The sequence below is a fragment of the Streptomyces alboflavus genome (assembly GCF_000716675.1).
In the GTDB taxonomy this organism is placed as follows: domain Bacteria; phylum Actinomycetota; class Actinomycetes; order Streptomycetales; family Streptomycetaceae; genus Streptomyces; species Streptomyces alboflavus.
This window is the reverse complement of sequence record NZ_JNXT01000097.1, coordinates 1-21,182: the sequence shown is the minus strand read 5'-3', so window position 1 is coordinate 21,182 and position 21,182 is coordinate 1. Positions and strand designations below refer to the sequence as shown.

At 71.7% G+C, this 21,182-nt stretch carries 16 protein-coding genes and 2 tRNA genes; 9 read left to right on the top strand and 9 right to left on the bottom strand.

Annotated features, from left to right (window positions below; all coding sequences use genetic code 11):
- The first annotated feature begins 1,055 nt into the window (after positions 1–1,055).
- The gene (locus tag OO63_RS39250; RefSeq protein ID WP_030362531.1) at positions 1,056–1,250 is read left to right on the top strand and encodes a hypothetical protein; all 195 of its coding nucleotides are present in this window, start codon (positions 1,056–1,058) and stop codon (positions 1,248–1,250) included.
- Between the two features lie 34 nt (positions 1,251–1,284).
- Entirely contained in the window at positions 1,285–3,435 is a 2,151-nt protein-coding gene (locus OO63_RS39245; protein WP_030362532.1) for a serine/threonine-protein kinase, read from the top strand.
- Positions 3,436–3,535: 100 nt separating this feature from the next.
- Here OO63_RS39245 and OO63_RS39240 read toward each other — a convergent pair.
- A tRNA-Gly gene (locus tag OO63_RS39240) sits at positions 3,536–3,606 on the bottom strand.
- Positions 3,607–3,755: 149 nt separating this feature from the next.
- On the opposite strand from OO63_RS39240, the gene OO63_RS39235 reads away from it, so the two are divergent.
- The 5 genes from OO63_RS39235 to clpX all read left to right on the top strand — a co-directional run bounded on the left by OO63_RS39235 (position 3,756) and on the right by clpX (position 8,740).
- Positions 3,756–3,832, top strand: a tRNA-Pro gene (locus OO63_RS39235).
- A 185-nt stretch (positions 3,833–4,017) separates the two neighbouring features.
- Positions 4,018–5,418, top strand: coding sequence for a trigger factor (gene tig / locus OO63_RS39230; RefSeq protein WP_030362533.1), 1,401 nt, complete (start codon positions 4,018–4,020; stop codon positions 5,416–5,418).
- A gap of 449 nt (positions 5,419–5,867) precedes the next feature.
- Entirely contained in the window at positions 5,868–6,473 is a 606-nt protein-coding gene (locus OO63_RS39225) for an ATP-dependent Clp protease proteolytic subunit (RefSeq protein WP_030362534.1), read from the top strand.
- Positions 6,474–6,577: 104 nt separating this feature from the next.
- The gene (locus OO63_RS39220; protein ID WP_030362535.1) at positions 6,578–7,249 is read left to right on the top strand and encodes an ATP-dependent Clp protease proteolytic subunit; all 672 of its coding nucleotides are present in this window, start codon (positions 6,578–6,580) and stop codon (positions 7,247–7,249) included.
- 204 nt (positions 7,250–7,453) lie between these two features.
- A complete protein-coding gene (gene clpX, locus OO63_RS39215) occupies positions 7,454–8,740 on the top strand; it encodes an ATP-dependent Clp protease ATP-binding subunit ClpX (protein WP_030362536.1) in 1,287 nt (428 codons plus the stop codon).
- A 114-nt stretch (positions 8,741–8,854) separates the two neighbouring features.
- Here clpX and OO63_RS39210 read toward each other — a convergent pair whose 3' ends face one another.
- The 3 genes from OO63_RS39210 to OO63_RS39200 form a co-directional block, all read right to left on the bottom strand.
- Positions 8,855–9,532 (bottom strand): hypothetical protein, encoded by a 678-nt coding sequence (locus tag OO63_RS39210; protein WP_051834915.1) that lies wholly within the window; start codon positions 9,530–9,532, stop codon positions 8,855–8,857.
- Between the two features lie 76 nt (positions 9,533–9,608).
- The gene (locus OO63_RS39205; RefSeq protein ID WP_030362538.1) at positions 9,609–10,580 is read right to left on the bottom strand and encodes a hypothetical protein; all 972 of its coding nucleotides are present in this window, start codon (positions 10,578–10,580) and stop codon (positions 9,609–9,611) included.
- Between the two features lie 109 nt (positions 10,581–10,689).
- The gene (locus tag OO63_RS39200; RefSeq protein WP_030362539.1) at positions 10,690–11,694 is read right to left on the bottom strand and encodes a hypothetical protein; all 1,005 of its coding nucleotides are present in this window, start codon (positions 11,692–11,694) and stop codon (positions 10,690–10,692) included.
- A gap of 164 nt (positions 11,695–11,858) precedes the next feature.
- Here OO63_RS39200 and OO63_RS39195 point away from each other — a divergent pair, with 164 nt between their 5' ends.
- The gene (locus tag OO63_RS39195) at positions 11,859–14,483 is read left to right on the top strand and encodes a valine--tRNA ligase (RefSeq protein ID WP_030362540.1); all 2,625 of its coding nucleotides are present in this window, start codon (positions 11,859–11,861) and stop codon (positions 14,481–14,483) included.
- Between the two features lie 71 nt (positions 14,484–14,554).
- Here the strand turns inward: OO63_RS39195 and OO63_RS39190 are convergent, their stop codons facing one another.
- The 5 genes from OO63_RS39190 to OO63_RS39170 all read right to left on the bottom strand — a co-directional run bounded on the left by OO63_RS39190 (position 14,555) and on the right by OO63_RS39170 (position 19,943).
- Positions 14,555–15,904, bottom strand: a complete 1,350-nt coding sequence (locus OO63_RS39190; protein ID WP_030362541.1) for an XrtP-associated glycosyltransferase — start codon at positions 15,902–15,904, stop codon at positions 14,555–14,557.
- A 147-nt stretch (positions 15,905–16,051) separates the two neighbouring features.
- Positions 16,052–17,230 (bottom strand): non-hydrolyzing UDP-N-acetylglucosamine 2-epimerase, encoded by a 1,179-nt coding sequence (gene wecB, locus OO63_RS39185; protein WP_234311399.1) that lies wholly within the window; start codon positions 17,228–17,230, stop codon positions 16,052–16,054.
- Between the two features lie 231 nt (positions 17,231–17,461).
- Complete coding sequence (locus OO63_RS39180; protein ID WP_030362543.1) at positions 17,462–18,172, bottom strand: response regulator transcription factor; 711 nt, start codon at positions 18,170–18,172, stop codon at positions 17,462–17,464.
- Positions 18,169–19,308: a PAS domain-containing sensor histidine kinase gene (locus OO63_RS39175; RefSeq protein WP_051811675.1), complete on the bottom strand. Its 1,140-nt coding sequence runs from the start codon at positions 19,306–19,308 to the stop codon at positions 18,169–18,171. Before OO63_RS39175 ends, OO63_RS39180 begins: the two co-directional genes overlap by 4 nt.
- Positions 19,305–19,943, bottom strand: a complete 639-nt coding sequence (locus OO63_RS39170; RefSeq protein ID WP_030362545.1) for a hypothetical protein — start codon at positions 19,941–19,943, stop codon at positions 19,305–19,307. Before OO63_RS39170 ends, OO63_RS39175 begins: the two co-directional genes overlap by 4 nt.
- A gap of 193 nt (positions 19,944–20,136) precedes the next feature.
- On the opposite strand from OO63_RS39170, the gene OO63_RS39165 reads away from it, so the two are divergent.
- Positions 20,137–21,182, top strand: a 1,046-nt coding sequence (locus tag OO63_RS39165; protein ID WP_033264905.1) for a sensor histidine kinase, incomplete at its 3' end; no start/stop codon positions are given.

The following is a 21,182-nucleotide window of genomic DNA, read 5'->3' as shown; positions in this document are numbered from 1 at the left end:
GCTTGGCGGGCTTGCCCGCGCCGTCGGCGGGGCGGGCGGTGGCGGGCGCCGCGGGGGCGGGGGGGGGGTGGGGGGTTCGGTACGTGGGGGCCGTAGAGGCGGTGGGGGGAACGGGCGGGGCGGAGTGGCGGCCGGCCTGGCGGGGGGTGGCCGTGGCCGCGGCGGATCGGGGGGCGCGGGGGCCCGGCATTCCGGGGACCGGCTCCTGCCCAGGGGACTGCAGGGGAGGCAGCGGCGCCCGGTGCCGCCCGTGCGGCTGAGCGGAGTTCGTCACAGGCCCTCCCACCAGGAGCTCGGTGAGACGATCCGGGACCGCACTGCGCCTGCGGGGGTCATGGCAGCGTGGAACATCTGAGGCACCCTAGCGTCGCCCCGGTGTTCCCGTAAAACCCTCAACTCATTCATCCCGTTCATCGCTCCGTGTTCCTGCCGTGTTCCCGACGCGTCTTCTGGCTCGTTTCCGGCGCCGCGCCCGCCGGTTGTTCATCGGCACCGTTCATCACATCCATCGGAACGCCGTGCGAACGTCATCGGCCCTTTTCCTTATTCGTGGCGCGGGTACCCCAGTTGCACGGCGGCTAACTGTCCGATAGGTCAGCATTCACACCGCTTAAATCGCGCATAACGCCCGCGGGCGACTCTGGTGAAATGTCCGGTTGATCGGTGCGTGGCGGGTTATGGGGCATCGCCCCATGTGCTCTCGGCAACAATTCGAATTCCTGTGAACTGCTTGTGCGTACGCGGCCGGGCGCGCGGCGCCGGAAGATGCCGCGCCGACGCCCCTGCGGCGACCGGCCATGGAAACGATCAAGTCGAAATTCGCCGTCCGGTGGACCCGTCGAATTCCCGTACGCATGGCCCCGGTTGGCGCCCGCCGCGAGTGCCCGAGCCCCTCCCGGCCCGCGCGGCGCACCTGCACCACAGGTCAAGGCTTGGCCGACGATGTGTCACCGGCCGCATAGCGAGGTGCTGTTGGTGGCACGATGGTTCTGGCGGGGGAGTACGGGGTCGTACCCCCTCGGGCGGGAGAGCGACCGACCTAGGGTGTGATCTGTGTGGCCATTTCGCTGTCAGTGGTGCTGCTGTTGGCGATCGTCCTTGTCATGATGGTGCGTCAGGGAAACATCAAGGTATGGCCCGCCATCGTCGCGGCGCTCTTCGGCTTCGTGCTCGCCTCCACGGGAATGGCCGACGACATCCAGGAACTCCTCGACTCGCTGGCCGAGACCATCGGGGACATACAGTTCTGACGGTGCGCGGCGGCGGACGGGGGGTCCTGGTCGGATGGCGCTACGGGAAACCGATCCCGCACGGATCGGCGGCTATCCGGTCGAGGACCGGCTCGGCTCGGGCGGAATGGGCGTCGTCTACCTCGCCCGCTCCGCATCCGGCCGCCGCCTCGCGGTCAAGGTCGTGCACGGGCAGTACGCCGACGACCCCGAGTTCCGCGCCCGTTTCCGCCGCGAGGTGGCGGCCGCACGGCAGGTCAGCGGCGCGTTCACGGCACCCGTCGTGGACGCCGACGCGGACGCCGCGAGCCCCTGGATGGCCACGCTCTACATCCCCGGCGAGAACCTGGGCACCCACGTCCGCCGCGAGGGCCCGCTGCCCCCGGACCGCCTCCTGGAACTCGCCGCCGGGCTCACCGAGGCCCTCCGCGACATCCACCGCGTAGGCGTCGTCCACCGCGACCTCAAACCGGCCAACGTGATGCTGGCCGAGGACGGCCCCCGCGTCATCGACTTCGGCGTCTCCCGCGCCGCCGAGGCCCTCGCGGGCGACCCCCTCACCCAGACCGGCCGCGTCATGGGCACCCCGCCCTACATGTCCCCGGAACAACTCACGTCCCCCCGCGACGTGGGCCCCGCCTCCGACATCTTCTCCCTCGGCTCGGTCCTCACCTACGCGGCGACCGGCCGGGGACCCTTCGACTCCGCGTCCCCGTACGAGACCGCGACCGGCGTCGTCGAATCCATCCCCGAACTCGACCGCGTCCCCGCCGAGTTGCGCCCCTTCGTCACCCAGTGCCTGACCAAGCACCCGAAGGAACGCCCCACGCCGGACGAGCTGTTGGCGCTGCTGCGGGGGGAACCGGTTCCGCGCCGACCGCCGCAGACGCCGGACGCGGCCCTCGCGTCCCGGCCCCGCAAGCGCCGAAGACTCCTGCTCGCGGCGTCGGTGGGCGGTCTGGCGCTCGCGGTGCTCGGGGCCTGGACGGGCGTCCGCCTGCTCGACGGCGACACGCCGTCCAGCGACCTTCCGGCCGGATGGCGGTCCTGGCAGGCCAGGGTCGAGCTGGCGCCGGAGAGCATGGCCTCCGCGTCCTTCACGCGCTGCGTCGCCGCACGCGGAGGGCTGGTGTGCGCGGGTGACGACGTCCAGGCCGCGCGCTTCTCGCTGACCACCGGGAAGGTGGGGTGGAAGCAGCCCGTCAACGGCACGGAACCGGAAGGAATGTGGAGCGGCCTCGGCAACATCATCGGCACGTCGGCCGACCGCCGGCAGGTGTACGTCTACCGGAGCCACGAGACCAAGAAGTCCGCGGACACCGTCGTCGCCCGGTACGAGATCCAGGCCCGCGACGTGCGCACCGGCAAGCTGCGGTGGAAGCACACCACCACGCACGGCGAGAGCGCCCTGGCCCCGGACCCGGCTCCCGACATCGGGGGCGCGGTGGCCACGAAGCACGGCATCCTCACGCTCACCGGCGCCGAGAACAGCGCCTACGCCCTGCTCGTCCCCGGCCGCGACAAGCCTGTCTGGCAGCGCGAGCTGCCCGCTGACCAGGGCTGCAACGTGCGCGCGGCCGACGGGCGCGGCTACCTGGTCTGCGTGCCCCCGGGGCCGGACGGCGCCGCCGTCACGACCCGCGTCTCACCCGTCGATCCGCGCGACGGCAGGCCGCTGTGGACCGCCGAGGCCCGCGGCGAGCTGTACTTCGTCGGCCGGGCGGGCGACGGCCTCGTGTTCGTCCGCGAACCCCAGGGGAAGAAGCGGCAGCACCACTCCGTCGTCGTGGTCGAGCCGTCCTCCCGCCGTGCCCACACCGTGCGCCTGTCCCACCCCCAGGGCGCGGACACGCGCCTCCACCTCGCGGGCGGCACGCTCTACTTCGTCTCCGACAACGGCAGCGTCGGCGCCTTCGACCCGGGCACGGGCCGCAGGCTGTGGAGCCGCACGTCCTCCGTGGACTTCCCCGGCCCGCCCCTGGCCGCCGGCTCCCGCCTCTACATCGCCTCCCCGACCGGTCGGCTCGCGGCCCTGGACCGCTCCAGCGGCGAGGAGATCTGGGCCCGCTCCGGCCGCCGCCTGCCCCCGGGAGAGTTCGACCACGACCCCAAGGGGGGCGGGGCGCCCCTGACCCTCGTGGGCGACGCCCTCTACGTCCCCTACGGCGTCCGCTCCGTCTACAGCGTCGACGTACGCAACCCCTGACCGAAGCGCCCCGGCGCACGAAAAAGCCTCCGGCCCGGGCACGAAAAAGCCTCCGGCCCGGGCACAGGGGCGAACCTGCACACCGGGCCGGAGGCCACAGAGCGGGCGACGGGAATCGAACCCGCGTAGCTAGTTTGGAAGACTAGGGCTCTACCATTGAGCTACGCCCGCACAGCTCGCGCAGCGACCCCTCGCAGGTCAGCGTGCGCGGCACGGACAGCATCGTAGCGGGTCGAGGCGGTGCGCCGCACACCCCCATTCACTCCCGTTCGCGCGGGCGCCGCACTGCCTGCGGGCATGTACCCTACGTGTCGCACCGACGGGGTGTGGCGCAGCTTGGTAGCGCGTCCGCTTTGGGAGCGGAAGGCCGTGGGTTCAAATCCCGCCACCCCGACCAGCTGGTTCCCCCGCGTCCGGTGGCCTGTTACCCGGTGGGGACCGAGCTCCGTACGGCCCCGGCGGTCCGCTGACCAAGATCGCATTGTGGGTCGGCTCCCGCGTGCCGTTACTATGCAAGCTGCGTGCCCGTGTGTCTCTCAACCGGGCAGAATCCAAGAAGTCAGCCCACAAGGAGACCGAACCGTGAAGAGCGCCGTGGAGACCCTGAACCCGACCCGGGTTCGGCTCACTGTCGAGGTGCCCTTCGAGGAGCTCAAGGACAGCCTCGACGCGGCGTACAAGAAGATCAACCAGCAGGTCACGGTGAAGGGCTTCCGTAAGGGCAAGATCCCGGCCCGCGTCATCGACCAGCGGTTCGGCCGCGGTGCGGTGCTCGAGGAGGCTGTCAACGACGCCCTCCCGAAGTTCTACACCGAGGCGGTCAACGAGGCCGAGCTCAACGTCCTGGGCCAGCCCGAGGTGGACATCACCGAGCTGAAGGACAACGAGACCCTCAACTTCACCGCTGAGGTCGACGTCCGTCCGACCATCGAGATCCCGGACTACTCCGGCATCGAGGTCGAGGTCGACGCCGTCGAGATCGCCGACGAGGACGTCGACAAGGCCGTCGAGGAGCTGCGCGAGCGCTTCGCCTCCACGTCCCCGGTCGAGCGTGCCGCCGAGGACGGCGACGTCGTGACGATCGACCTGGAGGCCAAGGTCGAGGGCGAGGTCCTGGAGGACGGCGTCGCGTCCGGCGTCTCCTACACGATCGGCTCCGGCGAGCTGCTCGAGGGCATCGACGACGCCGTGAAGGGCCTGGAGGCCGGGGCTGAGGCCACCTTCACCTCCGAGCTCAAGGGCGGCTCGGCGGCCGGCAAGGAGTCCGAGGTCACCGTCAAGGTCACCCAGGTCGCCAAGCGTGAACTGCCGGAGCTGGACGACGACTTCGCGCAGCTGGCGTCGGAGTTCGACACCCTCGACGAGCTGAAGGCCGACAGCCGCAAGCGCCTGGAGACGGCCCGCCAGTTCGACCAGGCCACCCAGGCCCAGGAGCGCGTCCTGGAGAAGCTCCTGGAGCTGGTCGAGGTCCCCGTCCCCGAGAAGCTGCTCGAGGACGAGATCCGCACCCGCAAGCACAACCTGGAGCACCACCAGCTCGGCCAGATGGGCCTCGACCTCGCGAAGTACCTGGAGATCCAGGGCAAGACCGAGGAAGAGTTCGACGCCGAGACCAAGGAGCAGGCGGAGAAGGGCATCAAGACGCAGTTCGTCCTGGACGAGCTCGTCAACAAGGAGAAGCTGAACGTGAACCAGGAGGAGCTCACCGAGCACCTCATGCGTCGCGCGCAGTCCTCCGGCATGAGCCCCGACCAGTTCGCCCAGGCCGTCGTCGAGGGTGGCCAGGTGCCGATGCTCGTCGGCGAGGTCGCCCGCGGCAAGGCGCTCGCGGTCGTGGTCGAGGCCGCGACGGTCAAGGACACCAACGGCGAGGTCGTCGACCTCGACGACGAGGACGAGGCCACCGAGGGCGAGCAGGCGGACGCCTCCGCCGAGGCCGACGCCGAGTCGGCCAAGGCCGACGAGGAGAAGTCGGAAGCCTGATCTTCCACTGCCGTAACCGCTGGGCCCCCGGGACTCGTGTCCCCGGGGGCCCAGCGGTCTTTTGTCTTTAGGGGCGCGGGGAACTGCGCGAGCAACCGACGACGGCCCGCAGAGGCCGATGGAGCAGGACTGGGCAGACGCGTCTGCCAGGCCTCGCGCCGTCGGCGGCCGCGGGGCGGCTGTAGTTGCTCGCGCAGTTCCCCGCGCCCCTTACGGGGCACAGTCCCCCCGGCCCCAACGGGTGGGCCCCCACATCCCTGAGTGGGCCGCGCCCCCGCCGGGGGCGCAACCTGCGCTCACAGCGAACAGTCGCCCATGCGGGATTCCCCGAAGGGACCTGCGCGTTAGGGTCCATGAATACGGGGGCAGTGGAGTCCTTGCCCCCGGGACGAAGAGTGCGAGACGGCCGGAGCCGTCAGAGACGAGCAGGTGGATACGTGACGAATCTGATGCCTTACGCAGCCGGTGAGCCGTCCATCGGTGGTGGCCTCGGCGACCATGTGTACAACCGACTGCTCGGCGAGCGCATCGTCTTCCTCGGCCAGCAGGTCGACGACGACATCGCGAACAAGATCACGGCGCAGATGCTCCTCCTCGCGGCCGACCCGTCGAAGGACATCTACCTCTACATCAACAGCCCCGGTGGCTCGGTGACCGCCGGCATGGCGATCTACGACACGATGCAGTACATCCCGAACGACGTGGTGACCATCGGCATGGGCATGGCGGCCTCCATGGGCCAGTTCCTGCTCACCGGCGGCACCGCCGGCAAGCGCTTCGCCCTGCCGCACACGGACATCCTGATGCACCAGGGCTCCGCCGGCATCGGCGGCACCGCCTCGGACGTCAAGATCCAGGCCGAGTACCTGCTGCGCACCAAGCAGCGCATGGCCGAGATCACCGCCCGCCACTCCGGCCAGACGGTCGAGGCGATCATCCGCGACGGTGACCGCGACCGCTGGTTCACCACCGAGGAGGCCAAGGAGTACGGCCTCATCGACGAGATCATCAGCGCCGCTTCGGGTGTTCCGGGCGGCGGCGGCACGGGGGCCTGACCAAGGCACCCCCGGGCCCCCGGCACCGGCCCCGCACAGCGGCGGCCGCCGGGAGCGGCCCCAGCCGACCAAGCCCACGCTCACACCAGGACGGAACGCCTCAGATGAACACCTTCCCCGTCAGCGGCCAGGCCTCGGGCCTGCACACCGGCCCGCAGGTGGACAACCGCTATGTGATCCCGCGCTTCGTCGAGCGCACCTCGCAGGGCGTGCGCGAGTACGACCCGTACGCGAAGCTCTTCGAAGAGCGCGTGATCTTCCTCGGCGTCCAGATCGACGACGCCTCCGCCAACGACGTCATGGCGCAGCTCCTGTGCCTGGAGTCGATGGACCCCGACCGGGACATCTCGGTCTACATCAACAGCCCGGGCGGCTCCTTCACGGCGCTCACCGCGATCTACGACACGATGCAGTTCGTGAAGCCCGACATCCAGACGGTCTGCATGGGCCAGGCGTCCTCCGCGGCCGCCGTGCTCCTCGCCGCGGGCACGCCGGGCAAGCGCATGGCCCTGCCGAACGCCCGTGTGCTGATCCACCAGCCGTCCGGCGGCACCGGCCGTGAGCAGCTCTCCGACCTGGAGATCGCGGCCAACGAGATCCTCCGGATGCGTACGCAGCTCGAGGAGATGCTGGCCAAGCACTCCACGACGCCGATCGAGAAGATCCGCGACGACATCGAGCGCGACAAGATCCTCACCGCCGAGGACGCGCTGGCGTACGGCCTGATCGACCAGATCATCTCCACCCGGAAGATGAACAACTCCTCGGTTCTCTAGAGTCCCGTCCGAGCCCCGGGCGAGCCACCTGCCGGCCTCGCCCGGGGCGTCGCAGCACCGTCCGCCCACCCCTCGACGCGGCCCATGCGGAAGCGAACCGCGCCAAGGGGGGCCCGAACGGGGGGCCAGGCAAGGTACCGTCGGATACAAGGCACCAGGAGCCGCTGGACCAACGGCGTCTCCCAGGCGAAGGGGAAGCACACCGTGGCACGCATCGGTGACGGCGGCGATCTGCTCAAGTGCTCGTTCTGCGGAAAGAGTCAGAAGCAGGTCAAGAAGCTCATCGCAGGCCCCGGCGTGTACATCTGCGATGAGTGCATCGATCTCTGTAACGAGATCATCGAGGAAGAACTCGCCGAGACGAGCGAGGTCCGCTGGGAGGAACTGCCCAAGCCCCGCGAGATCTATGAGTTCCTCGAGGGGTACGTGGTCGGTCAGGAGCCCGCCAAGAAGGCGCTCTCCGTCGCCGTCTACAACCACTACAAGCGCGTCCAGGCCGGGGAGAACGGCGGCGCTCAGGGCCGCGAGGACGCCATCGAGCTCGCGAAGTCCAACATCCTGCTGCTCGGCCCCACCGGCTCCGGCAAGACGCTGCTCGCGCAGACGCTCGCCCGCATGCTGAACGTCCCCTTCGCCATCGCGGACGCGACGGCGCTCACGGAGGCGGGCTATGTCGGCGAGGACGTCGAGAACATCCTCCTGAAGCTCATCCAGGCCGCCGACTACGACGTCAAGAAGGCCGAGACGGGCATCATCTACATCGACGAGATCGACAAGGTCGCCCGGAAGAGCGAAAACCCGTCGATCACGCGCGACGTATCGGGTGAAGGCGTCCAGCAGGCCCTGTTGAAGATCCTGGAGGGCACGACGGCCTCCGTCCCGCCGCAGGGCGGCCGCAAGCACCCGCACCAGGAGTTCATCCAGATCGACACGACGAACGTGCTGTTCATCGTGGGCGGTGCGTTCGCGGGCCTGGAGAAGATCATCGAGTCGCGGGCGGGTGCCAAGGGCATCGGCTTCGGCGCGACCATCCGCTCCAAGCGGGAGCTGGAGGAGAAGGACCAGTTCGAGGACATCATGCCGGAGGACCTGGTGAAGTTCGGGATGATCCCCGAGTTCATCGGCCGTCTTCCCGTCATCACCTCGGTCCACAACCTCGACCGCGAAGCGCTCCTGCAGATCCTGGTCGAGCCGCGCAACGCCCTCGTCAAGCAGTACCAGCGCCTCTTCGAACTCGACGGCGTGGAGCTGGACTTCGAGCGCGCGGCCCTGGAGGCCATCGCCGACCAGGCGATCCTGCGCCAGACCGGCGCACGCGGCCTGCGCGCCATCATGGAGGAAGTCCTCCAGTCCGTGATGTACGAGGTGCCGTCCCGCAAGGACGTGGCCCGCGTCGTCATCACGGCGGACGTCGTCCACTCGAACGTGAACCCGACGCTGGTGCCGCGCGACGTGCGGGGCTCCGGGGCGGGCGAGCAGAAGTCCGCATAGTCCGCGCGGCGGAGTCCGCGCGGCGGAGTCCGCGCGGCGGTACGTGAACGGCCAAGGGCGCCCGGCGAGTTGACCTCGCCGGGCGCCCTTGTGCCGTCTCTCTCCTCGGCGCCGTCAGCGCGCGACGCGTACTTCCTCGCGGAGCCGCTTCGTGGTGGCCGCGGCCTCGGCGAGGGACACGGCCTTGCCCGCCTTGGTGGCGCGGGTGTCCATCGGCATGACGATGGCGGCGGTGCTGCGGTCGGCCCAGGCGCACACGGGCGCGCGGAGCACCTGGCGGCTCTCGGGGGCGGCGGAGGAGCGGCCTTCGGTCCGTGTCTCCTGGCACTTGACGACCACGCCGGCCGCGCCGAAGTCCTCCGGCCTGCCCACCATCGTGCTCTTCTCACCGCCCTTGCCCGGCTTCCTCGCCCTGTCCGCGAGGTCCGCGAACAGCGCGTCGACGGTCTTCTCCGGCGCGGCCACCGTCCCGTACGCGCCGGTGTACTGGATCAGCCCGGCGCTGATCGCCTTGGCTCCCCTGCCGGAGCCGTACACCGCCTGGACCGTCTTCGCGCCGCGCACCCCGAAGCCCGCGGGGTCCTCCATCGCGGCCGAGGTGATGCCCTCGACCTGCTCGTACTTCCCCAACACCGTGTTCGGCGCAATCAACTTGTGCGGCCCGCCGGCCGCGCCGACACCCCCGTGGCCACCCGAGTCGTCGCCCTCACCGAAGCCGACGTACGCGCCGACTCCGAGCAGGGCGACGACACCGATCCCGGCGACGGCGGTCACGGCCTTCCTGCTGCCCACTTTCTGTCCTCCCCCTGAGGCATGCGAAGGGCCCGGCCGGAGCGACCGGGCCCTCGCTGGTGTCCGTAACGACGGATCAGAGCTTGACGCGCGCGTCCTTGCGGAGCTTCGCCGTCTTCTCGGCGGCGTCGCCCAGGTCGGCGCTCTTGCCCGCCATGGCGCTGGCCACGTCGATGTTCACGGTGAAGCCGATCGTGCTGTGGTCGCCCCAGATGCAGACGGCGGCGGACGTCTCCTTGGGCGCCGAGGAGTTGGCCGAACCGCTGGTGTCGACCTTCATCTCCTGGCACTTCATGACCGCGCCGTCGAGGTCGGAGGGGTTGTACGACTTCGGGTCGCCGACCACCGTCGTCTTCGGCCCCGAGCCCTTGCCCTGTTCCTTCTTGGCGTTGGCGAACATCTTGTCCACGACGCTCTCCGGGTCGTCGATCTCGCCGTACACGCCGCCGAAGTTCAGGGCCTTGATGGACAGCGGGTTGTCCTTGTTGCCGGACTGGTAGTCCGCCCCGACGTCCTTGGCGTTCTTCACCCCGGCCTTCTCGGCCTTGTCGGTGTTGATGCCGCCGAAGCCGCCGCCGGAGCCCGCGTCCTTCTTGAACTCGCCGTCGATGACGGTCTCGGGCGTGGTCAGCTTGTGCGGGCCGTCGTCCTTGACCTTGGCGGAGCCGCTGTCGTCGCCGCCGAGGACGAAGTAGGCGCCGACGCCGATGGCCGCGACGACCGCGACCGCGCCGATGATCAGGCCCGTCTTCTTGCCGCCACCTCCGCCCTGCGGGGGCGGCGGGACCTGGCCGTAGGGAGCCTGCGGCTGCTGGCCGTAAGGGCCGGGCTGCTGCGGCTGGCCGTACGGGGGCTGCTGCGGCGGGACGCCCTGCGGGGCCTGCTGGGGGTAGCCGTAACCGGGCTGCTGGGGCTGCTGCTGCGGATAGCCGTAACCGGGGCCCTGGGGGCCCGGCTGCTGGCCGTAGGGGCCTGGCTGCTGCGGCTGACCGCCGCCGTAGGGACCGGGCTGCTGTCCGCCGTACGGACCCGGCTGGTTGTGGCTCATGTGTGGGGTTCCCCCTTCGTGATGCGGTGCTGCGCGCACCATCGTGACGGAAGCGGGCCCCGGCCGCGACGGCCGGGGCCCTTGCCGGTGCGCGACGCGCGCCTCGGCGTCAGCGCTTGACGCGGACTTCCTTGCGGAACTTGGCCGTCTTCTCGGCGGCCTCGTCCAGGTCGGCGGCCTTGCCGCCCATGGCACTCGCCACGTCCGCGGTGACCACGACGCCGATCGTGCTGTTGTCGCCCCAGATGCAGGTCGCCATCGACATCTCCTTCGGGGCGTCGCTGCTGCCGGTCGACGAGCCCGAGCCCATGGCGTACTTCATCTCCTGGCACTTCATCATCGCGCCGTCGAGGTCGGACGGGTTGTACGACTTCGGGTCGCCGATGACCGTGACCTTCCGGCCGGTCGAGCTGCCGCTGCTCTTCTCGGACTTCTCCTTCGCCGAGGAGAACATCTTGTCGACGACCGCCTCGGGGTCCTCGATGTCGCCGTAGACGCCGTTCAGCTGGAGGATCTTCTGCCCGAGGGGGTTCTCCTGGGTGCCCGCCATGTACTGGGCCTTGACCTCGGTGGGGTTCTTCACCCCGTACTCCTCGGCCTTAGCGATCTCGTCGGACGACATGTCGCTGCCGGAGTCGCTGTTCGGCTTCTTGTTGTAGTCCGAGAGGACCGTCGCGGGCGTGGTCAGCTTGTGCGGGCCGTCGTCCTTGACCGTGCCGGAGCTGCCGCTGTCGCTGCCGCCGAGGACGAAGTAGGCGCCGACGCCGATGGCCGCGACGACCGCGACCGCGCCGATGATCAGGCCTGTCTTCTTGCCGCCGCCACCGCCGGGCGGCGGCGGGACCTGGCCGTAGGGGGCCTGGGGCTGCTGGCCGTACGGGCCGGGCTGCTGCGGCTGGCCGTACGGAGCCTGCTGCGGCTGGCCGTAACCCGGCTGGCCGTAGGGCGGCTGCTGCGGCGGCACCCCCTGGGGCGCCTGCTGGGGGTAGCCGTAGCCGGGCTGCGGGGCCTGCGGCGGCTGGCCGTAGGGGCCAGGCTGCTGAGGCTGGCCGCCGTACGGCCCGGGCTGCTGCGGCTGCTGCCCGCCGTACGGGCCCGGCTGGTTGTAGCTCATTACTGGGGTTCCCCTCGAACGCCTGAGCGCGCCCACATTTTCCCGCGCGCTTATGTGTTCCCAACATCCTCACCGACGCGGAGACCCGCGTGGGCCCCGGGGAGCCAACCGTTACTGAAGATTCTGGTTTCGGGACCACTCTGTGACACCCCTAAACTGGGCGCGTGACCGAGAACGCTCAGCAGCAGCCCCCAGCGACCGCCCCCGAACTCCCGACGCAGTACGCGCCGTCCGAGGTAGAAGGGGCGCTGTACGAGCGCTGGGTGGAGCGTGGTTACTTCGACGCGGACGCGAGCAGTGAGAAGCCGCCGTACACCGTCGTCATCCCGCCGCCGAACGTGACCGGCAGCCTGCACCTGGGCCACGCCTTCGAGCACACCCTCATCGACGCCCTGACCCGCCGCAAGCGCATGCAGGGCTTCGAGGTCCTGTGGCAGCCCGGCATGGACCACGCGGGCATCGCCACCCAGAACGTCGTCGAGCGCGAGCTCGGCAAGGAGGGCAAGTCCCGCCACGACCTCGGCCGCGAGGCCTTCGTCGAGCGCGTCTGGAAGTGGAAGAACGAGTCCGGCGGGCAGATCAGCGGCCAGATGCGCCGCCTCGGCGACGGCGTCGCCTGGTCCCGCGAGCGCTTCACCATGGACGAGGGCCTCTCCAAGGCCGTCCAGACGATCTTCAAGCGGCTCTACGAGGACGAGCTGATCTACCGCGCCGAGCGCATCATCAACTGGTGCCCCCGCTGTCTGACGGCGATCTCCGACATCGAGGTCGAGTACCAGGACGACGACGGCGAGCTCGTCTCGATGACGTACGGCGAGGGCGACGAGACCATCGTCGTCGCCACCACCCGCGCCGAGACGATGCTCGGTGACACCGCCGTCGCTGTGCACCCCGACGACGAGCGGTACAAGCACCTCGTCGGCAAGCTCATCAAGCTCCCGCTCACCGACCGCTCCATCCCGGTCGTCGCCGACACGCACGTCGACCCCGAGTTCGGTACCGGCGCCGTCAAGGTGACGCCCGCCCACGACCCGAACGACTTCGAGATCGGCCAGCGCCACTCCCTGCCGAACATCGCGGTGATGGACGAGCACGCCATCATCACTGTGCCCGGCCCCTTCCAGGGCCTGGACCGCCTGGAGGCCCGCTCCGCCATCGTCGGCGCGCTGCGCGCCGAGGGCCGCATCGTCGCCGAGAAGCGGCCGTACTCCCACTCGGTCGGCCACTGCTCCCGCTGCAAGACCACCGTCGAGCCGCGCCTGTCCATGCAGTGGTGGGTCAAGGTCGGCCCGCTCGCCAAGGCCGCCGGTGACGCGGTCCGCGACGGCCAGGTCAAGATCCATCCGCAGGAGATGGAGAAGCGCTACTTCGACTGGGTCGACAACCTCCACGACTGGTGCATCTCGCGCCAGCTCTGGTGGGGCCACCGCATCCCCGTCTGGTACGGCCCGAACGGCGAGATCGTCTGCGTCGGCCCCGACGAGGAGCCGCCCACCGGCGAGGGCTGGACGCAGGACACCGACGTCCTCGACACCTGGTTCTCGTCCGGTCTGTGGCCGTTCTCCACCCTCGGCTGGCCCGAGAAGACCGACAGCCTCGCGAAGTTCTACCCGAACTCCGTCCTGGTCACCGGCTACGACATCCTCTTCTTCTGGGTCGCCCGGATGATGATGTTCGGCCTGTACGCGATGGACGGCACCCCGCCGTTCCACACCGTCGCCCTGCACGGCATGGTCCGTGACCAGTTCGGCAAGAAGATGTCGAAGTCCTTCGGGAACGCGGTCAACCCGCTGGACTGGATGGACAAGTACGGCTCGGACGCCCTGCGCTTCACCCTCGCCCGCGGCGCCAACCCGGGCGTCGACGTGCCGATCGGCGAGGACTGGGTGCAGGGCTCCCGGAACTTCGCCAACAAGATCTGGAACGCCACCCGCTTCGCCCTCATGAACGGCGCCACGGTCGAGGGCCCGCTGCCCGACGCCGCCGACATGTCGGCGACCGACCGCTGGATCCTCTCCCGCCTGAACACGGTGGTCGCCGAGGTCGACGCGTTCTACGAGGACTACCAGTTCGCGAAGCTCTCCGACGCCCTCTTCCACTTCGCGTGGGACGAGGTCTTCGACTGGTACGTGGAGCTTTCCAAGACCACGTTCATGGCGGGCGGCCCGGCCGCCGAGGTCAGCAAGCGCGTCCTCGGCGAGGTCCTGGACGTCACGCTGCGCCTGCTCCACCCGGTCGTGCCGTTCGTGACGGAGACCCTGTGGACCACGCTCACGGGCGGTGAGTCCGTGGTGGTCGCCGACTGGCCCAAGGACAGCGCCTTCCGTGACGCGGGCGCCGAGAAGGAGATCCTCTCCCTCCAGGACCTGGTCACCGAGGTCCGCCGGTTCCGCGCCGACCAGGGCCTCCAGCCCGGCCAGAAGGTCCCGGCCCGCCTCGCCCTGGACGGCACGCCGTTCGCCCCGCACGAGGCCGCGATCCGCCAGCTCCTGCGCCTCCAGCCCGAGGGCGAGTCCTTCGCGGCGACGGCGACGCTGCCGGTCGCGGGCGCGAGCGTCGCCCTCGACCTGTCCGGCACGATCGACGTGGCGGCGGAGCGCAAGCGCCTCGCCAAGGACTTGGCGGCGGCCGAGAAGGAGAAGGCCCAGGCCACGGCCAAGCTCGGCAACGAGGCGTTCCTCGCCAAGGCGCCGGACAACGTCGTGGACAAGATCCGCGGCCGCCTCGCCAAGGCCGAGGAGGACATCGCGCGCCTCCAGACGCAGCTGGACAACCTCCCGGCCGCGTAAGGCAGTTCAGGCACACGAGGGCGCCCGGAACCGTTCGGTTCCGGGCGCCCTCGTTCACGTACCCCCGCCGGTCAGGCCTCCGTCGCCACCGGCCCCGTCCCCACGGACTCCGCGTTGCGCCGCGTCTTCGCCCAGCCGTTGCGGCCCCGAAGGAGACGCAGGAACCCGCGCGCCGACACGATGAACACGTGGTACGCGTACAGCCACAGGGCGAGGCCCCACAGCAGGCCGGTCAGGCGGGAGCGGTCCGGGGCGAAGTCCCGGCGGTAGAGCGGGCCCCAGGCCACGAACGGCAGCACCGACAGGGCGCACAGGACGAGGATCAGCGGCCAGTTGCCGAGGAACGCGTCCCGCATCGAGCCGCCCGCGACGACCGCGCCGAGCAGCAGCACGCTCAGGATGAGCGTCGCCACGTGGGCGAGGGGCTGCATGAACGTGTACAGGGTCTCCAGGACGCCGCGGCCCGAGTAGTGCCGGGAGCCGACGATGCGGGGCGCGTAGCGCACGCACTGCAGGTTGCCCTGGGCCCAGCGGGTGCGCTGGGTGAGGAAGCGCCGGGCGCGCGGCAGTCCCTCCTGCGAGACGTAGGTGTCGGCGATGTGGGCGACGCGGTAGCCGCCGAGGATCATGTGCAGGCCCAGCTCGTAGTCCTCCAGGAGCGCGTCACGCTGCCACGGGCGGCGCTCGGCGGCGGCAATCCGGTCGAGCGCGGTGAGCCGCGTGAACTGCCCGTTGCCGCCGAGACCGACGGAACCCGTACGCCCCCGCAGCAGCTGCATGCCCGCGTTGGACACCGCGAACTCCATGTCCTGCATCCGCACGAGCAGCCGCGCGAAGACGTTGGCGACCCGCCCGTGCTCCGCCAGCGGACGCCGCTCGGTGACATTGCGCATCCGTACGCTGACCTGCACACCGCCGGTCTCCGGGTCACCGAAGCCGGTGTCGCCGCTGACCCGCGCGAGCGCGTCCGGGGCGAGGCGCCCGTCGGCGTCGACGACGCACACGACGGCCCGCGAGCGGTCGGCGGCCGCGGGCAGGAAGTCGTTCAGGGCCGTGTACGCCGAGTTGAGGGCCGCGCCCTTGCCGATGCGGGCGTCGGGGCGGCGGCGCGAGACCAGGTGGACGTGACCGTCGCCGTCGGCCAGCGCGGTCACGACGGCCGCGGTGCTGTCGTCGCTGTCGTCGTCGACCACCCACACATGCGCGGCCGGGAAGTCCGTGCGCAGCTGGGTGACGGTCGCGCCGATCACGGTCTCCTCGTCGCGACACGGCACGAAGAAGTGCCAGTCGAAGGCCGCAGGGTCCCCGTCCGGGGTGGGCTTGCGGCGCGTGTAGGCGTGCCGGGCCCCGGCCCAGTAGAGCAGGAAGCAGGCGAGGAGGAAGAAGGGGAGGGCGTAGAGCAGGTAGTGGGGGGTGAGCACGGGGTCCTCGGGGGGAGAGAAGGCACGGACGGTGTGGGGCCCGTCCGGCCAGGGGGAGGCGTTGAGCCCGTCCGGCGATTGAGGACGAGGCCCGGAGGGCCGAAGAGGCAGGGGGAGAGGGGGCGCAGCCCCCATGGGGAGCGGGGGTCAGGCGGCGACGGACAGTTGCCCCTGCTCGGGCCGCCGCCCCAAGGCAACCGCACCGAGGAGGGCCACGATCCGCTGGGAGGCGAGCCCGTCCCCGAACGGCGAGGGCGCGTCCGTCAAGCGCCGCAGCCCCACCTCACCCTCGGCGAGCCGCCGCCGCACGGCCCGCCCGATCGCCCGCCCCGGGGCGACCAGTTCGGCGAAGCCGGACTCCATGGCCTCCGGCCGCTCCGTGGAGCGCCGCACGACGACGAGCGGCCGCCCGAGCACGGTGGTCTCCTCCTGCACACCCCCGGAGTCGGAGACGAGCACGGCCGCGTGCCGGGCGAGCGCGAGGAACTCCCCGTACCCGAGCGGCGGAAGCACAGTGAGCGCGGCCAGCAGGTGCCCGAGCCCGGCGGCCTCCAGGCGGGCCTTCGTGCGCGGGTGCACGGCGAAGAGGACCGGCAGCTCGGCGGCAAGGTCCGCCAGCTCGCCGAGGATGGCGCGCAGCGCATCCGGGTCGTCGGTGTTCTCGGGCCGGTGCACGGTGGCGAGGAGGTAGCGGTCGGCGGTGACGCCGTGCGCGGCGAGCAGCGCGGCACGCTCGTCCTCGGCGGGCAGGTGCTCCCGTACGGCCTCGACGACGGTGTTGCCCGTGACGGCGACGCGTCCGGCCGGGACGCCCTCGGCGCGCAGCAGGTCCCGGTTGTCCTCGGTCGCCGCGCACAGCACGTCCGCGAGCTGGTCGATCACGACGCGGTTGTGCTCCTCGGGCATCGCCCGGTCGTGGCTGCGCAGGCCCGCCTCGACGTGCACCAGGGGGATGCCGCGGGAGTTCGCCGCGAGGGCCCCGGCCAGGGAGGCGTTCGTGTCGCCCTGCACCACCACGGCCAGCGGGGGCTCGGCCGCGAACAGCGCGTCGAGCTGGGTGAGTGCGGCGGAGATCTGTACGGCGCGGGGCTGGCCGCCGACGCCTTCGAGGAGGGTCGGCTCGGGCAGGCCCAGCTCCGTCAGGAAGCGCCCCGAGAGGTCGGCGTCGTAGTGCTGGCCCGTGTGGACCAGGTGCGCGGCGGGGCCGAGCAGACGGACCAGGTGGGCGAGCTTGACCAGTTCGGGGCGGGTGCCGAGGACGATGGCCACGGAGCGGTGGGGCAGCTGGGGCGTGGGGATCTGGGTCACCGGGGCGGCGGGCGTCACGGGGGTGGGCTCCTGGCGGGTGCGGGGTGCGGTGCGGACTTCAGGAGCGTGGGGGGTGTGGGTTGCCGGGGTGGGGTGTCTTCGGTTGCTCCTCGGTTGCGAGCCTTCGGCCGAGGCTGGTTCAGGGCTTAGGCCCTGGCCCTTGGGTCCCGTGCGGGTGGGACTTATGGCCCCCGTGCCCTTATGGGGCTGCGCCCCTTTCCCCGCTTTTCGGCCCTTCGGGCCTCGTCCTCAAACGCCGGACGGGCTCGAACCGTCCTCCTGCGTGTGATCGCCCCTGTAGCGGTAGCCCAGGCCCCGTACCGACTCCAAAGGATCCTCTCCGTCCCCGACCGCCAGCTTCCTGCGCAGACGCAGCACCGCGAACTTCACGCGTTCGCGGCCCGTCGCGTCGGGGTCGTCCCAGACGAGGTCGAGGAGCTGTTCGGTGGTGACCACGCGGCCGCGGTTGCGGACGAGGACTTCGAGGAGGCGGTACTCGATGGCGCTCAGGCGGGTCTCGTGGCCCTGCCAGACGGCCGAACGGCGTTCGGGGACCAGGCGGAGGCCCGCTTCGACGTAGTCGCCGCGCCACTGCTCGGGGTTGCTGCGGCGCAGGAGCGCCTCGACGCGGGCGAGGAGCTCCAGGTGGTCGAAGGGCTTGCACAGGTAGTCGTCGGCGCCGGAGCGCAGGCCGCGGACCCGTTCGGCGGGTCTTGTGCGGCCGGACAGGATGAGGACGGGCAGGTCGGTGAGGTCGCGGGTGCGGTCGAGGACCTCCCAGCCGTCGAGGCCCGGCAGGACCAGGTCGAGGACCATCAGGGCGGGCCGCCGGGCGAAGAGGAGCCGCAGCGCGGCCTGGCCGTCGTCGGCGGTCACGACCTCGTACCCGGCGCGGGTGAACAGGACCCGCAGCGCGAGCCCGAGGTCGGGGTCGTCCTCGACGAGCAGCAGGCAGGTCATGCGGGGCCGCTCCCGGGCGGTCCCGCGGCGGGCAGCCGCACCTCGACGGCGGTGCCGTGGCCCTCGGAGCTGTGCAGGGTGACGGTGCCCGCGTGCAGCCGCACCGCGTCCCGCACGACGCTGAGGCCGAGACCGGTGCCGGGGTAGGGGCCGCGGCGGGCGTTGGGGGCGCGCACGAACTCGGTGAAGACCTCCTCGTGGAACTCCTTGGGAATGCCGATGCCGTCGTCGCGTACGACGAACTCCCAGCCGGGGGAGTCACCGTCGTACGGGCGGGCGGTCACCGTGACGGCGCCGCCCGCGGGGGTGAACTTCACGGCGTTGTCGAGCAGCGCGGCGAGGGCCCGCTCCAGCTGGTCGGCGTCGGCGACGAGCGGGGGGCGGGCGGCGGGCAGATCGAGGCCGACGAAGACGCCGCCGCGGGTGGCCAGGGGAGTGGCGTCGGCGACGAGGCGGGCCAGGAGGGGGCCGGGGTCGAGCGGGGCGTAGGCGGGCGGGGCGGCGCCGGCGGCCTGGGCGTAGCGGTGCAGGAGGCCGTCGGCCATGTCGTGCATGCGCTGGGCGCCGCGTCGGATGGTGTCGACGTACTCGCGCTGGGCGGCGGTGAGGGTGCCCGCGGCGGGGTCGGCGAGGAGCTCGCAGAAGGTGAGCACGGTGGCCAGCGGGGTGCGCAGCTCGTGCGAGGTGCGGGCGGCGAACTCGGCGCGGTCGCGGGCCAGTTCGCCGAGGGAGTCGATGTGCCGGTGCAGGTCGTCCTCGTACCGCAGTTGGTCGGTGATGTCCTCGACCAGCCACAGGACGCCGAGGCGGGTGTCGCCCGCGTCGATCGGCTGGCGGCTGCGGCGCAGGGTGCGGCCGTCGGTCAGGCGCAGCTCCGCCTTGCGGACGAACTGGCCGCGCAGCGCGCCCGCCTTCGCGACGTCCATGTCCGGGAGCTGCCGCGCCATCGCCTCGGCGATGGGCTCGGCCGACGCGCCCGTCGACAGGTCGACGCCCTCGATCCCGCACACCGTCGCGAACTGCGGATTGGCCGCGACGACCCGGCCGTCCTCGCCGACGAGCAGCGCGCCGAGCGGGATCGCGCGCAGTACCGCGTCGCTGTACGGGGCGTGCAGGCCGCGCGGCTCAGCTGTCATGCGGCGGGCTCGGCCACCGGCGGCCCCGCCGGTGCCGGGCCCGGTCCGGGCGCGAGGCCGAGGCGCTCCAGCTCGGCGTCCGCGAGCGCGTCGAGCACGCGCGGGTCGGCGCTGCGCCAGCCCTCGGCGAGGCTGCCGGGGGTGGCGTCCGCGAGGCCGGGGGTGTCGGCGAGGGCGGCGGCGGTCGTGGCCACCTCGTCCAGGGGGCGGAGCAGGGAGCGCAGGGCGAGGAGTTCGCGGCCGTCGTCGGACTCGGCGAGGTCCCGGGCCGCGGCGGCCTGCCGGACCCAGCGCAGGCGGCGCGGCAGCCAGCGGGCGAGGACCAGGCCGACCGGCACCAGGAGCAGGGCGACCGCGCTCACCACGAGCCCGGCGCGCATCGTCACCGGGTCGATGTCGTCGACGACGCCCACCACGGAGCGCAGCGCGGCGCCGACGTCGTCGCCGACGAGGGGCAGGCGTGCGGCGGGCGAGCCGGAGGAGGCGACGCCCGAGTCCGGCCCCGGGCGGGTGAGCAGGACGGCGAGGCGGTACGCGACGACCGCGGCGGCGGTCCAGGCCGCGGTCCACAGCAGGACCGCGGCGTCACCGGCGAGCTGACGGGTCCGTCGACCCGGATTCTGGGCATACCACATGGTCCGATTGGAACTCCGGTGCGCGCGGCGGCGCGTCAGCCGCGCCGTGGGTACACCCGAATCGCCGGGTGCCCCGGGCCGCTGTCCGGTGGCCCGAGGGCCCGTGGCGGCGGTGCGGGGCGTGCCGCCCGGGGACATCAAGGCCAAAAGTCCGATGTGTCGCGGACGAGAGTCCAGGGATGATGGGAGGGCTATGTACGACCTGCCCGCCGCCGAGGCGCTACGCAAGGCGGCGGCCGCGGCCCGTCGCCTCGCTCGGCGTTGCGCCCGCGAACCCCGGGCCCTGGATGTGCTCACCGCCCTGGCCTGCCTCGCCCTGATGGCCCTCGACGTCCCGGGCCTCGCGGCGGCCGAGGACAACCCCCTCAACGGCGTCATGGCGGCCCTCGTCCTCGCGGCGGGCGCGTCGTCGCTGCTGCTGCGGCGGTTCGCGCCCTGGGTGCCCTTCCTCGTCGCGCTGGTGCTGCTCGGCTGGCTGCACGAGCTGACGCTCGCGCAGTTCGCGCTGTACTCGCTGGCGCGCTACCGGGGGCGGCTCGCCGGGGCCGTGGGGGTTGTCGGGTACGTCTTGTTCGCATACGTGATGTTCACGCTGCCCGGCTGGCCGGTGCACCGCGGGGACACCCTCAGCGAATTCCTCAGCCTCGTCGTGCCGATCGGGGTGCTCGCGGCGGGCGTCGGCGTCGCCGCCAACCGGCAGGACCTGGTGCGGGAGCTCCAGGCCCAGCGGGCCGCGACGCAGGCCCTCGAAGCGGTCCAGCAGGAGCGGCTGCGGATCGCGCGGGACGTCCACGACTTCGTCGGGCGCGAGCTGACGCTCCTGAGCGTGCGCTCGCAGGTCCTCGGCCGGCGGGCCGGGGCGACGCCGTACGCGGCCGGGTTCGACGAGCTGTCGGAGACCGCGCGGTCGGCGCACCGGATGCTCAACGAGATCATCGTCCAGCGCGGGGTCGACGGGGCGCCCACGCCTGGCCTGGAGGCCCTGCCCGAGCTCGCCGCCGCGAGCGGGCGTGCGGGCAGTCCCGTGGAGCTGCTCGTCGACGGCGCCGCGTACCGGCTCTCGCCGCTGCGGCAGGCCGCGGTGCACCGGGTGGTGCAGGAGTGCCTCACGAACGCGGCGAAGCATGCGCCCGGGGAGGTGGTCGAGGTGCGGGTGCGGGTGGTCGGGGGCCGGCTTCGGGTGGGGGTGCGCAACGCCTTGCCGGCGGGGGTGGCGGGGGGGGGTGGGGCGGGCGGGGC

Coding starts and splice junctions, on each gene's coding strand:
- OO63_RS39225 (WP_030362534.1), top strand. CDS start 5,868: ATGCCTTACGCAGCCGGTGAGCCGTCCATCGGTGGTGGCCTCGGCGAC.
- OO63_RS39220 (WP_030362535.1), top strand. CDS start 6,578: ATGAACACCTTCCCCGTCAGCGGCCAGGCCTCGGGCCTGCACACCGGC.
- OO63_RS39245 (WP_030362532.1), top strand. CDS start 1,285: ATGGCGCTACGGGAAACCGATCCCGCACGGATCGGCGGCTATCCGGTC.
- OO63_RS39175 (WP_051811675.1), bottom strand. CDS start 19,308: ATGACAGCTGAGCCGCGCGGCCTGCACGCCCCGTACAGCGACGCGGTA.
- OO63_RS39170 (WP_030362545.1), bottom strand. CDS start 19,943: ATGTGGTATGCCCAGAATCCGGGTCGACGGACCCGTCAGCTCGCCGGT.
- OO63_RS39200 (WP_030362539.1), bottom strand. CDS start 11,694: ATGAGCTACAACCAGCCGGGCCCGTACGGCGGGCAGCAGCCGCAGCAG.
- OO63_RS39180 (WP_030362543.1), bottom strand. CDS start 18,172: ATGACCTGCCTGCTGCTCGTCGAGGACGACCCCGACCTCGGGCTCGCG.
- OO63_RS39205 (WP_030362538.1), bottom strand. CDS start 10,580: ATGAGCCACAACCAGCCGGGTCCGTACGGCGGACAGCAGCCCGGTCCC.